The following is a 12,911-nucleotide window of genomic DNA, read 5'->3' as shown; positions in this document are numbered from 1 at the left end:
CTTCAGTACGATTTCGGCATCCCGAGGACCTTCTCGGCAATGAAGGACAGGATCAGTTGCGGGCTGATTGGGGCAATACGGGGGATCAGGGATTCACGCAGGTAACGCTCGACGTGATACTCGCGTGCATAGCCGAAACCGCCGTGAGTCATCACGGCCTGCTCGCAGGCGTGGAAGCCGGCTTCTGCCGCGAGATATTTCGCGGCGTTGGCGGCCGGGCCGCAGGCCATGCCCTGGTCGTATTGCCAGCCGGCCTGCAACACCATCAGCCACGCGGCTTCCAACTCCATCCAGTTCGTCGCCAGCGGATGCTGGATGCCCTGGTTCTGGCCGATCGGCCGGTTGAAGACGTTGCGCGTCCGCGCATAGGCCGAGGCACGCGACAGCGCAAGATGGCCGAGCCCGACGGCTTCCGCGGCGATCAGGATGCGCTCGGGGTTCATGCCGTGCAGGATGTAGTCGAAGCCTCGCCCCTCCTCGCCGAGGCGGTCCTCGACCGGGATCTCGAAGTCCTCGAAGAACAGCTCGTTGGAGTCGACCGGCTTGCGGCCCATCTTCTCGATCTCGTGCACCTTGATGCGACTGCGGTCGAAATCCGTGTAGAACAGGCTGAGCCCATGGGTCGGGCGCTTGACCTCCTCGAGCGGCGTGGTGCGCGCCAGCAGCAGGATCTTTTCGGCGACCTGCGCGGTCGAGATCCACACCTTCTGGCCGTTGACGACGTAGCGGTCGCCCTTGCGCACGGCGCGGGTTTTCAACTGCGTGGTGTTGAGGCCGGTGTTCGGCTCGGTGACTGCAAAACACGCCTTCTCAGTGCCGTCGACAATGCCGGGCAGCATCCGCGCGCACTGCTCCTTGGTGCCAAACACGACGACGGGATTGAGACCGAACACGTTCATGTGGATCGCCGAGGCGCCGCTCATGCCCGCTCCCGACTCTGCAATCGTGCGCATCATGATCGCGGCATCGAGGATGCCGAGGCCGGAGCCGCCATACTCCTCGGGGATGCAGATGCCGAGCCAGCCGGCGTCCGCCAGGGCCTTGTGGAAGTCGGCAGGGAAGCCACCTTCCTTGTCCTTCTTCAGCCAATACGCGTCGTCGAAATCGGCGCAGATTTTTGCCACCGCATCGCGGATGGATTCCTGGTTGGCGGAGAGCGCGAAATCCATCTGCTCACTCCTTTGCCGCCGGACGGGGCATCGTCACACCGTCGCGGATCATCGCGGCGATCTCGTCCGTCGAGAAGCCGAGCTCGCGCAGGATCTCCTCGCCGTGCTCGTTCGGCCGCCCCGCCAGATGCTGCGGCTCGGCCCTGGTCTCGGACCAGGTCGCGGAGACGCGGGTGCTGCGGATCGGGCCTTCGGTCGGATGCTGCACGACGGGAAAGAAATCGGTCGCGACGAGGTGCGGATCGTGCAGCAGGCTTTCGAGATCGTGCATCGGCATGACCGGGATGTCGGCCCTGTCGAGCAGCGCGGTCCATTCCGCCGTGGTGCGGGTCTGAAAGATGCGCGCCAACTCGGCGTAGACGACATCGATGTTGGCGGCGCGCCGGGCGAAGCTGTTGAAGCGGTCATCGGCGCGGAGGTCGGTGCGGCCGGACGCCTCGAAGAACGCCTCCCATTGCTTGTCGTTGTAGACGATGACGCAGATATGGCCGTCGGCGGTCTTGTAGGGCCGGCGGTCCTGCGACAGGTGCCGCGCATATCCGCCCTTGTCCAGCGGCGGCTCGTAGGTCAGCCCACCCATGTGGTCGCCCATGATGAAGGCCGACATGGTCTCGAACATCGGCACGTCCAGGCGCTGGCCGCGGCCGGTGCGGTCGCGATGCACGAGGCTGGCGCAGATCGCGCCGACGGCGGTGAGTCCCACGATGCGGTCGACCAGCGCGTTCGGCACATAGCGCGGCGTGCCGTCGCCGGCCACCGCCATCAGGTGCGACAGCGCCGCTCCGCCCTGGATCAGGTCGTCATAGGCGGGCTTGGCCGCATAGGGGCCGTTCTGTCCGAAGCCGAACACGCCGGCATAGACCAGCCGCGGATTGAGCGCGGAGATCACGTCGTAGCCGAGGTTCAGCCGCGCCATCGCCTGCGGGCGAATGTTGTAGAGCAGCACGTCGGCGTCCTTGACCATGCGCAGAACCGCCTCGCGGCCGGCCGGCTTCTTCAGGTCGAGGCAGATCACGCGCTTGCTGCGGTTGGTGTTGAGGGTCACCGGCCCCATGCCGGGATGACGCCAGGGGCCGATCTTGCGGGTGACGTCGCCCTCCGGCGATTCCACCTTGATGACATCGGCGCCGTAATCGCCGAGCGTCTGGGCGGCATACGGCCCCATCAGCACGGTGGTCATGTCGATGACCTTGATGCCCGCAAGCGGTCCCATCGCGGCGTCGGCTCCCTGGTTCGTTGTTATGGACAGAGCTAACGGCACAGTCGGTTCCGGAGCAAGCGGGTGTGCGCGTATGGGGCCATGCGCGCGAGCGCGCTGTCGCAACATTCCGCCGCGCGGATCACGGCCGCACCCGGGCCGTTGCATCGCACCAGATGTTCCGTGCCATCAGCTCCATTCTGCGATTCCCTTTCGCCGCCAAGCTGTGTCAGCATGTCCGTCCAACATCCAAGAACACCAGTGAGGGAGAACGCTGTCATGACGCTGTATCAGGGCAAATGCTTCTGCGGCACGGTCGAGCTCGAAGCCGACGGCGAGCCGGAGGCGATGGGCTATTGCCACTGCTCGTCCTGCCGCTCGTGGTCGGCGGGCCCGGTCAACGCCTTCACCTTATGGAAGCCCGCCAACGTGCGCGTGACCAAGGGCGCGGAAGCGATCGGCACCTATCACAAGACCGACATGAGCCACCGCAAATACTGCACCAAATGCGGCGGTCACCTGATGACCGACCACCCGCCGCTCGGCATGATCGACGTCTATGCCGCGACCATCCCGACCTTGAAGTTCACGCCCGGCGTGCACGTCAACTACGCGGAGAGCGTTTTGCCGATCAAGGACGGGCTGCCGAAGCTGAAGGATTTTCCAGCCGAGTTCGGCGGCTCCGGCGAGATGATGCCGGAGTGAGTCAAGGTCCGCGTGCAACAGATGCGCAAGCATCACCGGCCTCGCGACAGGATCTGTCCGAGCTTTGCTGATCCGACCGCCCTCTCTTGAAACAGAGGGCGCAGGGAAGGCCGGGTGCCGACTGGCACCCGTGGCCCCCGTGCGAAAGAAAAGCACGGGGAGAGAACCACAGGTTCAGCCGGACCGACCCGGCCTTCCCTGCGCGATGGTTTTCACGCTTACTTCGCGCTCTCCTCGGTGCACCGGCTTTTGGCCACCGTCGCCCTCGGGATCATCATGCCCCTCAGGCTTGGCATCAGCGTCGGGATGCCGGGATGCCGGGACCACGCGACTTCGCGTCCGCGCCATGCCGTTCGTCCGCGCAGACAAGCTACGCTGCGACACGTCGCGGCCACCGCCTCCCTGCCTCAACGTTCGTGACGATCGCGAAGCGCCCCTCGTGGCGAAGCAGGATGACGGCATCAAAGCATGATTTCTGAAAAATGGAAACAGGATTATTTTTTGCGGCAGGACTGGACAGGGCAAATCGGCTTGATCCCGCAGGCGAATTCTGGCTGCCGGCGCAGGCTCCGAACCGCTTGTCGCAGGGATCGCAGCGCGTCTTCGGACGATGACGCCTCGCCCAAAGACCCGACCATGCGAAGGTCGAGGCCTCGCCCTTCGAGACGCCCGCCCTGCGGGCGGGCTCCTCAGGGTGAGGGGCGAAACCGGTCTGGCAAAGCGGCAAGCACCAATCGGTTCAGGCGTCCGCCTTCTGTCTATGAGCACGCCGCCCATGGTTCGGGCGCCGCGATGATTTCCGAGCTGCCCCCTCATGGTGAGGAGCGCCGCGGGCACGGCGAGCTGACCGGGACGAGCCGCTCATGGAGCGGCGCGTCTCGAACCATGAGGCCACGGCCGTGTCAGACATCCAACCACGGAGCCGAACGATCCGCTCACGCCTGCACGCCTTCCCCCGCCCGCTGTGGCACAAGCTCCGGCGCCGGATCAGGTGGCCGCGTGTCCAGTTCCTCGATCATGCCGCGGGCGATCTCGCGCTCGCCCATGATGACCATGTCGGCGCCGAGCGATTTCAAATGCTCGACTTCGGCGTCCGAATGCGCGCGCGCCACGATGTGCAGAGCGGGGTTGGCGGCGCGGGCCTGCTCGACGATCTGGCCGGCCTCGAACGCCTCGGGGATGGCGATCACCAGCGCATGGGCCGCCGACGGGTTGGTCGCGCGCAGCACGTTGCTGCGGGCGGCGTTGCCGGTGATGGTCTCGATGCCGGCGTCCTTCAGTTGCTTGAGAATGTCATCCGATGTTTCCACCGCAAGGAAGACGTGGCCGCGCTGCTGCAGCGCTTCGCCGACGAGTCGACCGACGCGGCCGTAGCCGACGATGATGGTATGCTCGGTCAGATCCGTCACCGGGATTTCGGCCGGCGGCGTTGCGGCTGGCATGGCCGGATCATCGCGCCGGCGCTCCAGCCGCGGCAGCAGCCAGTCGAGCGCCGCGAACATCAGCGGATTGAGCATGATCGAGATGATGGCGCCGGCCAGGATCAGGTCGCGGCCAGCTTTCGGCAGCAGGTTGGTGGCGCCGCCGATCTCGGCGAGGATGAAGGAGAACTCGCCGATCTGCGCCAGACTTGCCGAGATCGTCAGCGCGGTCGAGACCGGATGGCGGAATGCGACCACGATCAGGAACGCGGCGATCGACTTGCCGAACAGGATGATGAACAGCGTCGCGAGCAGCGGCCAGGGCTCGCGGATGATGCTCGCCGGATCGAACAGCATGCCGGCGGAGACGAAGAACAGCACCGCGAAGGCATCGCGCAGCGGCAGCGATTCCTGCGCAGCGCGCTGGCTCAATGGTGACTCGCCGAGCATCATGCCGGCGAAGAAGGCGCCGAGCGCCAGCGACACGCCGAACAGTTTCGTCGAGCCGAACGCGACGCCGAGCGCGATCGCGAGCACCGCCAGACGAAACAGCTCGCGGGAGCCGGTGTGGGCGACATAGTGCAGGATCCACGGGATCAGGCGGCGGCCGACCAGCAGCATCACCGCCATGAACACGCCGATCTTGGCGAAGGTCAGCAGCAGCACGCCGGTCAAGCCCAGGCCGAAGCGGGCGGCGAGCGGATCGGCGGCGGCGACGTCGCCATTGCCGGTCTGCAGGCTGGCAAAGGCAGGGATCAGCACCAGCGCCAGGACCATCGCGAGGTCCTCGACGATCAGCCAGCCGACCGCGATGCGGCCGCGCTCGGTGTCCATCAGCCGCCGCTCCTGCAAGGCGCGCAGCAGCACCACGGTGCTGGCGACCGACAGCGCCAGGCCGAAGACGAGGCCGCCGCCGATCGACCAGCCCATCGCCCAGCTCAGCGCCATGCCCATCAGGGTGGCGACGGTGATCTGCACGACCGCGCCGGGCACGGCGATGGCGCGCACCGACATCAGGTCCTTCAGCGAGAAATGCAGGCCGACGCCGAACATCAGGAGGATGATGCCGAGCTCGGCGAGCTCGGTCGCCAGCGCCTGGTCGGCGACGAAGCCGGGCGTGAACGGGCCTACGGCTACGCCGGCGAGGAGATAGCCGACCAGCGGGGGAAAGCGGAACCGCTGCGCGAGGGCTCCGAAGACGAAGGCCAATCCGAGGCCGGCGACGATGGTCGCGATGAGGGGTGTGTCGTGCGGCATCTGAACTTGTTGCACGGGAGGCCTGGCGATGCACCGCGACCAATTGTGGCAGAGTTCCGTCACGCGGGTGGGGATGATGCGCCGCGCGGAGCCGAAATCGGTGGTGAAGGGCGCGATCCGTTCCGTATGATCGGCGACGAGCCATCACGGGGTGATCAGACGCAATGCCCGCCGATCTCGTCCAGACTTTTCGTGCCTTCGCTTACAACAACGCCTGGGCCAATCACCGGCTGCTGAGCGCCTGCGGCCAGCTCAGCGCCGAGGAGTTCGCGGCCGAGCGCACCGGCTTCTTCCCGAGCCTGCAGAAGACGCTCAACCACATCTACATCATCGACCTCTTTTACGTCGACGCGCTGGAGGGAGGTTGGCTCGGCCCGATGGCCTGGCAGGACCAGGTGCCGTTCCCGCGCCTCGCCGATCTCGTGAAAGCGCAGAGCGCGATGGATCGCCGGCTGATCGGCTTCTGCGAGGCGCTGACGCCGGCCCGGCTCGATGACACCGTGCGCATCAACCGCGAGACCCGCGTGCAGAACGAGCGCTGCGACCGCCTGCTGCTGCATCTGTTCCAGCACGACATCCACCACCGCGGCCAGGCGCATGCGATGCTGTCGGCGACGGCCGTGAAGCCGCCGCAGCTGGATGAGTTCTTTCCGGCCGATGATGCCGGCTTGCGGACGAAGGATTTCGCCGAGCTGGGGTTCAGCGAGGAGAAGGTGTGGCGGAGCTGAACAAGGTGCGAAAGGCGGCAGCGAGCACGAGCTGAACGTTGGGACCGAAGCCTCACCCCGCGGTCATTCCGGGACGCGCGCAGCAGCAGGCCGACCCATGTCGGCCTACTGTCGGAGTGCGAGCCCGGAATCCATAGCCACCACCTGCCGTGAGGATCGAGCTGGCAGTGGCGCTATTCTTCATCCCACGCCCGCTCGTGGTTATGGATTCCGGGCTCATTCGCGCTGTTTCAAAAATGGCTGCGCCATTTTTGCGCGCGAATGCCCCGGAATGACGAGGAGGAGAGATGAGCGGGCGAGCCGATACGCCATCTGGAAGGACGCACCACCGTCATTGACAGGAGCGAAACGACGCAATCCAGAGCCGAGTGCTTGGCCCTGGATCGCTTTCGCTGCGCTCGCAATGACGGAGGATGGAGTGGCGGCCTACTTCACCGGCTCCAGGATCGACACGTAGTTGGCCACCGCGGCGCCGCCCATGTTGAAGATGCCGCCGAGCTTGGCGTTGGGGAGTTGCATGCCTTCCGGCGCGGAGCCGGTGAGCTGCATGGCGGTCATCACATGCATGGAGACGCCGGTGGCGCCGATCGGGTGGCCCTTGGCCTTGAGACCGCCGGACGGATTGACCGGCAGCTTGCCGTCCTTGAGCGTCCAGCCCTCCTTGATGGCGCGGGCGCCCTGCCCGCGCGGCGTCAGGCCCATCGCTTCGTACTCGATCAACTCGGCGACGGTGAAGCAGTCATGGGTCTCGACGAAGGAGAGGTCGGACAGGGTCACTCCCGCCTTCTCCAGCGCGCGCTGCCAGGCGACGGTGCAGCCCTCGAAGGCGAGGATGTCGCGCTTGGACATCGGCAGGAAGTCCTGCGCATGCGCCGTGGCGCGGACATTGACCGCCTTGGCGAACGACTTCGCCGTCTCGCTGTCGGTCAGCACCAAGGCGGCGGCACCGTCGGAGACGAGCGAACAGTCGGTGCGCTTCAGGGGGCCGGCGACATACGGGTTCTTCTCGCTCTCGGAGCGGCAGAACTCGAAGCCGAAATCCTTGCGCATCTGCGCGAACGGGTTGGCGACGCCGTTCTTGTGGTTCTTGGCGGCGATCAGCGCCAGCGCGTCGGACTGGTCGCCATATTTCTGGAAATAGCCCTGCGCGATCTTGCCGAACACGCCGGCGAAGCCGCCGACCGTGTCGCCGTCCTCCGGCAGATACGACGCCTTGAGCAGGTTCTTGCCGATCTCGGGCCCAGGCGTCCGCGTCATCTGCTCGACGCCGACCACGAGGACGATCTTGGCGGCACCCGCGGCGATGGCGCGGATGCCCTGGTGGACGGCGGCGGAGCCCGTGGCGCAGGCGTTCTCGACCCGGGTTGCCGGCTTGAAGCGCAAGGCCGGATCGGCCTGCAGCACCAGCGAGGCGGTGAAGTCCTGGGGGGAGAAGCCGGCGTTGAAATGGCCGAGCACGATCTCGTCGACGTCGCCGGCCGAGATGCCGGCATCCGCCAGCGCTTCATTGGCGACCTTGACGACGAGGCTCTCGACGGTCTCGGCGTCGAACTTCCCGAACGGCGTATGCGCCCATCCGACGATGCTGGCGGTCATGCTGTCTCTCCCGAATGTCTACCTGCCCTCAAATGGCGCTTTGCGCCATGCGAGTCCAGAGGCTGGTGGCGGTCTCAGGCCACGAACTTGCCGCCGAGCTCATCCTCGATGTGAATCCGGATGATGTCGTCAAAGGTCTTTTCCTCGGTGGTGAAGCCGAGCTCGCGGGCCCGCTTGGCCTCGAAGTTCCGCGGCCAGCCGGCGACAATGCCGACGATGAAGGGATCCGGCTCCCGCTTGATCCGGTCGGCGACCTTGTCGCCGGCGACGCGGCGGAGCGCGGCGATCTGCTCGCCGACGGTCGCGGTCAGGCCGGGCATGGTCAGGTTCCGGCGCGGGCCGATCTTGGCGGTGTCCATGGTCGCGGCATGCAACAGGAAGCCGACCGCCGAACGCGGCGTGGCGTGCCAATGCTGGACGTCCTCGGACACCGGCAGCACGGCCTCCTTGCCGGCCAGCGGCTCGCGCAGGATGTTGGAGAAGAAGCCGGACGCCGCCTTGTTCGGCGCGCCGGGGCGGATACAGATGGTCGGCAGGCGGATGCCGACGCCGTCGAAGAAGCCGCGGCGGCTGTAGTCGGCCAGCAAGAGCTCGCCGATCGCCTTCTGGGTGCCGTAGCTGAGCAGCGGCGCGTTGACGAACTCGTCGCCGATCGCCGCGGGGAACGGCGCGCCGAACACCGCGATCGAGGAGGTGAAAACCAGCCGCGGCTTGTAGCCGTCGCCGATCAGCCTGACCGCGTCGAACAGCATCCGCGTGCCGTCGAGATTGATGCGGTAGCCCTTGTCGAAATCGAGCTCGGCCTCGCCGGAGACGATCGCGGCGAGATGGAAGATGACGTCGGGGCGATCAGCGACGAGCTTCTCGGCGAAGCCGGGGACGGCGAAATCGCCAGCGATGGTTTCGACGGCGATCGACGTGTCGGGCTTGGACGGCGCGACGATGTCCTGCAGGGTCATGCGGGTGATGGCGTGATTGCCGAGGCGGCCGTCGCGGACCAGCCGCTCCACCAGCTTGCGTCCGACCATGCCGGCGGCGCCGAGAACGAGAATATGCAAGGGGATGCTCCTTGTTTCTTTTTGTCTGATCACAACCCGCGGTGATGGCCATTGCGAATGCGGTCTACATTACTGCGCCCTCTCCCCTTGTGGGAGAGGGCTACACCGGCCGTGCCGCAGACTCGCTTGGGTGAGGGGTTGCTCCCACACGCACCGCCTTCGCGGAGAGAGACCCCTCACCCGGCGGCGCGCTTCGCGCGCCACCACCCTCTCCCACAAGGGGAGAGGGTGCACCGTCGATGCGGCGACATCGAAATCGCTTCTAACTAAACCGCCCTACTCCTTCACCGCGCCGGTCATGGCCGACACATAATGCTCGACGAAGAAGGCGTAAAGGATCACGAGGGGCAGCGAGCCGACCAGGGCGCCGGCCATCAGCGACCCCCATTTGTAGATGTCGCCGTCGACGAACTCGTTGACGATCGCGACCGGCACGGTCTTGTTCGGCGTCGACTGCAGGAAGGTCAGCGCGTAGATGAACTCGTTCCAGCACAAGGTGAACGAGAAGATGAAGGCCGAGATCAGCCCGGGCACCGCGAGCGGCACCACGATCTTGACCAGGATCTGCCAGCGGCTGGCGCCGTCGATCAGGGCGCATTCCTCGAGCTCGAACGGGATGGTCTTGAAGTAGCCCATCAAGAGCCAGGTCGAGAACGGGATCAGCAGCGTCGGATAGACCAGGATCAGGGACAGCGGCGAGTCGAACAGCCCATAGGCCTGGATCACCGAGGCCAGCGGAATGAACAGGATCGACGGCGGCACGAGGTAGGCGAAGAAGATCAGCACGCCGACAGTGTCGGCGCCCTTGAAGCGCAGCCGCACGATCGCATAGGCCGCGAGCACCGAGGCGAAGATCGACAGCGTGGTGGCGCCGACCGCGACATACATCGTGTTCCACAGCCAGCGCGGATATTGCGTCTCGAACAGCAGTTTCGAGATGTGCTTGAAGGTCGGATGCACCACCCAGAACGGGTTGTACTTCTCCATGTCGATCAGCTGTTCGTCGGGTTTGATCGAGGTCAGCCCCATCCAGTAGAACGGGAACAGCAGGACCACGAGGATGATGAACAGCGGCAGATAGAGCGTGATCAGCCGCCGCGGCAGCGACTCCAGATAGCTCATGCCCTCCGATTCGTCGGAGCCGGCCGTGGTGGACGCCTTGGCTTGCAGCGTGGTGTCGGTCATTGGTCTGATCCTTGCTGCCATTTGCGCCGTTGCATGCCGAACCAGGAGATCGCGATCGCCGCCGCCAGGAACGGGATCATCGCGGTCGCGATCGCGGCGCCCTCCCCGAGCCTCCCCGAGATGATGCCGCGCTGATAGCTGAGCGTCGCCATCAGATGAGTGGCATTGACAGGGCCGCCACGGGTCAGCGCCCAGATCAGCTGGAAGTCGGTGAAGGTGAACAGCACCGAGAACGTCATCACCACCGCAATGATCGGGGTCAGCAGCGGATAGGTGATGTAGCGGAAGCGCTGCCAGCTGGTGGCGCCGTCCAACGTCGCGGCCTCATACAGCGAGGGCGAGACGGTCTGCAGGCCGGCCAGCAGGGTGATCGCGACGAACGGCACGCCGCGCCAGATGTTGGCAATGATGACGGAGGCGCGCGCCCAGGAGGTGTCGCCGAGGAAGTTGATGTTCTGCGTGATGATTCCGAGCTTGATCAGCGACCAGGAGATGATCGAGAACTGCGAATCGTAGATCCACCAGAACGCGATCGCCGACAGCACCGTCGGCACGATGAACGGGATCAGCACGATGGCGCGGATCATCGCCTTGAACGGCATGTGCCGGTTCAGCAGCAGCGCAAGATACAGCCCGATTGCGAATTTGATGGCGCTCGCCACGATCGTGTAGAGCAGCGTGTTGAACACCGACAGCCAGAAGATCGAATCGTCCCACAGCCATTCGTAGTTCTCAAGACCGACGAAGACGCCGGTACGGCCGATCTTCTCGTCGGTGAAGCTCATCCAGACGCCGAGCCCCAGCGGATAGGCCAGGAACAGGATCAGGAAGGCTGCCGCCGGCAGCATGAACCACAGCGCGATGACGTTGCGGTTGGTCTTCAGGCGCGACCATGCCGAGGGCTCGCCGACGGCGGCGCCCGATGGCAGCGAGGTCTGAATGGTACTCATGTATCGAGCAGCTCCCTTCGAACCGGGGGTGGGCAACCCGAGATGCCCACCGGTGTTCGGGACGGATCAACGCCAATTTCGTCATTGCGAGCGAAGCGAAGCAATCCAGGGCCGAAGCAGGAAAATTTGGATCGCTTCGTCGCCTTCGGCTCATCGCAATGACGGCAGTGAGTAAGCCGTAGAGTCGGCGCGGCGCGCGGGAGATTTGGCTCTCTCCTCCACCCCCGGCGCGCCGCCTTTGCCCACCCTACGAGATCGGCGCCCGCCTCAGCGGAAGATGCGCTTGGCCGACCGCTCGGCGGTCGCCATCGCCGTCTTCACGTCCTCGCGGCCGGTGCAGTAGTTCGCGAACATGTCGACCACCACGAAGTCGGCGATCGCAGCCGCAGCCGCCTCGCCGAGCTTGCCGAGGCCGGCCGGCGTCGTCGCGGTCGCCGCGACCTCGCGATACGGCGTGTTCTTCGGGTCGACCGTCCAGATCGGGTTGGCGTCATAACCCTTCAGGAAGTGCGACAGATAGCCCTGCGCCGCCTCGATCCACGGATTGAACTGCTCCGGCTCCAGCATGAAGGCGGTGAACGCCTTGCAGGTCTGCGGGTACTTGGAGAAGTTGAACACCAGGATCGGGAAGCCGAGATGCATTTCACGAGTCTTTCCGTCCAACCCGGGCGGCAGATGCGCGTGGTTCATGTCCTCGGCGATCTGCGGCGCCTCCTTCTTGGCGGTGACGTAGATCGAGATGCCGTTGACGGTGGCGTAGAGCTGGCCGGCGAGGAACGCCTTGTTGTTCGACGAGTCGTTCCAGGACGCGGTGCCCGGCACGAAATTGTCGTACAGGCCCTTGACGTATTCGAGCGCCTTGGCGGTCTCCGGCGAGTTGATGACGACCTTGTTGTCCTTGTCGATCAGGTTGCCGCCATGCGCCCACAACGCCCAGTGCGTCCAGCCGTTGGCGTCGCCCGAGGCGTGGCCCAGCGCCATGCCGCCCGGCGTGCCGTTCTTGTTCATCGCCTTGAAGAACTCGGACAGCTCCGCGAGATTCTTCGGGAACGTCTTGAAGCCGGCCTTCTCGGCGGCCGAGATGCGGTAGTTGACGAGACCGCCGGTCGCCGCCACGGGGATGCCGATCCACTTGCCGTCGAGCATGCCGTAGGCCTTGCCCGAGTCGGTCCAGCCGCCGCACTTCTTGCCGAGGTAGTCGGCAACATCGGTCATGTCGACGCATTTGTTGGAGAACAGGAAGGGCAACGTGTAGAGGCCCCACACCATGTCGAGGCCCTGCCCGGTGTTGGCCGCGACGGAGGCCTTGGGCTGAACGTCGTCATAGGATTCGTTGGAGACGTTGATCGTGACGTTGTTGGCCTTCTGGAAGGCGTCGACGATCTTCATGAAGGCCACGTCCTCGGCCTCGACGAAGCGCTTCCAGCGCATCATGTTGATCTTGGCGCCGGGCTCCGGCTTGAAGGGCGAGGTCTGCGCCCACGCCTTGGCGTAGCCGAGCAGATCCTCTGCCGACATCGTCGCCGCAGCCGCCAGCAGCGTCGCGCCGCCCTTGAGCAGAGAACGTCGATCGGTGGGGAAATAGGTCATCTGAAGTTTTCTCCCGTTGAGTATTGCTTGTTTTGTTCGTTGCCGATTTTTCGG

10 protein-coding genes are annotated in these 12,911 nt (G+C 65.3%); 2 read left to right on the top strand and 8 right to left on the bottom strand.

Features of this window, described 5'->3' with window-relative positions; genetic code table 11:
* Window positions 1-2: 2 nt before the first annotated feature.
* Together QX108_RS00535 and QX108_RS00530 are read right to left on the bottom strand one after the other, a co-directional pair.
* Window positions 3-1,169: an acyl-CoA dehydrogenase family protein gene (locus QX108_RS00535; protein WP_315719588.1), complete on the bottom strand. Its 1,167-nt coding sequence runs from the start codon at window positions 1,167-1,169 to the stop codon at window positions 3-5.
* Window positions 1,170-1,173: 4 nt separating this feature from the next.
* A complete protein-coding gene (locus QX108_RS00530) occupies window positions 1,174-2,382 on the bottom strand; it encodes a CoA transferase (protein WP_315785009.1) in 1,209 nt (402 codons plus the stop codon).
* A 264-nt stretch (window positions 2,383-2,646) separates the two neighbouring features.
* Between QX108_RS00530 and QX108_RS00525 the strand changes: the two genes are divergently transcribed.
* On the top strand, window positions 2,647-3,072 hold the full coding sequence (locus tag QX108_RS00525) for a GFA family protein (RefSeq protein WP_172130784.1): 426 nt from the start codon (window positions 2,647-2,649) through the stop codon (window positions 3,070-3,072).
* A 935-nt stretch (window positions 3,073-4,007) separates the two neighbouring features.
* On the opposite strand, the gene ybaL is transcribed toward QX108_RS00525, so the two are convergent.
* Window positions 4,008-5,750, bottom strand: coding sequence for a YbaL family putative K(+) efflux transporter (gene ybaL, locus QX108_RS00520; RefSeq protein WP_315785013.1), 1,743 nt, complete (start codon window positions 5,748-5,750; stop codon window positions 4,008-4,010).
* A 164-nt stretch (window positions 5,751-5,914) separates the two neighbouring features.
* Here ybaL and QX108_RS00515 point away from each other — a divergent pair, with 164 nt between their 5' ends.
* Window positions 5,915-6,478, top strand: coding sequence for a DinB family protein (locus tag QX108_RS00515; RefSeq protein WP_315785016.1), 564 nt, complete (start codon window positions 5,915-5,917; stop codon window positions 6,476-6,478).
* 426 nt (window positions 6,479-6,904) lie between these two features.
* Here the strand turns inward: QX108_RS00515 and QX108_RS00510 are convergent, their stop codons facing one another.
* The 5 genes from QX108_RS00510 to QX108_RS00490 form a co-directional block, all read right to left on the bottom strand.
* Window positions 6,905-8,074, bottom strand: a complete 1,170-nt coding sequence (locus tag QX108_RS00510; RefSeq protein WP_315785019.1) for an acetyl-CoA acetyltransferase — start codon at window positions 8,072-8,074, stop codon at window positions 6,905-6,907.
* Between the two features lie 74 nt (window positions 8,075-8,148).
* Window positions 8,149-9,132: a D-erythronate dehydrogenase gene (gene denD, locus QX108_RS00505; RefSeq protein WP_315785022.1), complete on the bottom strand. Its 984-nt coding sequence runs from the start codon at window positions 9,130-9,132 to the stop codon at window positions 8,149-8,151.
* A gap of 276 nt (window positions 9,133-9,408) precedes the next feature.
* On the bottom strand, window positions 9,409-10,317 hold the full coding sequence (locus tag QX108_RS00500) for a carbohydrate ABC transporter permease (protein ID WP_172108113.1): 909 nt from the start codon (window positions 10,315-10,317) through the stop codon (window positions 9,409-9,411).
* Entirely contained in the window at window positions 10,314-11,267 is a 954-nt protein-coding gene (locus QX108_RS00495) for a sugar ABC transporter permease (RefSeq protein ID WP_315719580.1), read from the bottom strand. Before QX108_RS00495 ends, QX108_RS00500 begins: the two co-directional genes overlap by 4 nt.
* Window positions 11,268-11,534: 267 nt before the next feature.
* Window positions 11,535-12,857, bottom strand: a complete 1,323-nt coding sequence (locus QX108_RS00490) for an ABC transporter substrate-binding protein (RefSeq protein ID WP_315719579.1) — start codon at window positions 12,855-12,857, stop codon at window positions 11,535-11,537.
* Window positions 12,858-12,911: the final 54 nt, after the last annotated feature.

The organism is Bradyrhizobium sp. SZCCHNR1002, assembly GCF_032381435.1.
Lineage (GTDB): Bacteria > Pseudomonadota > Alphaproteobacteria > Rhizobiales > Xanthobacteraceae > Bradyrhizobium > Bradyrhizobium aeschynomenes.
Note: the sequence above shows the minus strand (reverse complement) of the source record. Positions and strands in the feature narration are given on the sequence as shown.

Coding starts and splice junctions, on each gene's coding strand:
- QX108_RS00535 (WP_315719588.1), bottom strand. CDS start 1,169: ATGGATTTCGCGCTCTCCGCCAACCAGGAATCCATCCGCGATGCGGTG.
- QX108_RS00530 (WP_315785009.1), bottom strand. CDS start 2,382: ATGGGACCGCTTGCGGGCATCAAGGTCATCGACATGACCACCGTGCTG.
- QX108_RS00525 (WP_172130784.1), top strand. CDS start 2,647: ATGACGCTGTATCAGGGCAAATGCTTCTGCGGCACGGTCGAGCTCGAA.
- ybaL (WP_315785013.1), bottom strand. CDS start 5,750: ATGCCGCACGACACACCCCTCATCGCGACCATCGTCGCCGGCCTCGGA.
- QX108_RS00515 (WP_315785016.1), top strand. CDS start 5,915: ATGCCCGCCGATCTCGTCCAGACTTTTCGTGCCTTCGCTTACAACAAC.
- QX108_RS00510 (WP_315785019.1), bottom strand. CDS start 8,074: ATGACCGCCAGCATCGTCGGATGGGCGCATACGCCGTTCGGGAAGTTC.
- QX108_RS00500 (WP_172108113.1), bottom strand. CDS start 10,317: ATGACCGACACCACGCTGCAAGCCAAGGCGTCCACCACGGCCGGCTCC.
- QX108_RS00495 (WP_315719580.1), bottom strand. CDS start 11,267: ATGAGTACCATTCAGACCTCGCTGCCATCGGGCGCCGCCGTCGGCGAG.
- QX108_RS00490 (WP_315719579.1), bottom strand. CDS start 12,857: ATGACCTATTTCCCCACCGATCGACGTTCTCTGCTCAAGGGCGGCGCG.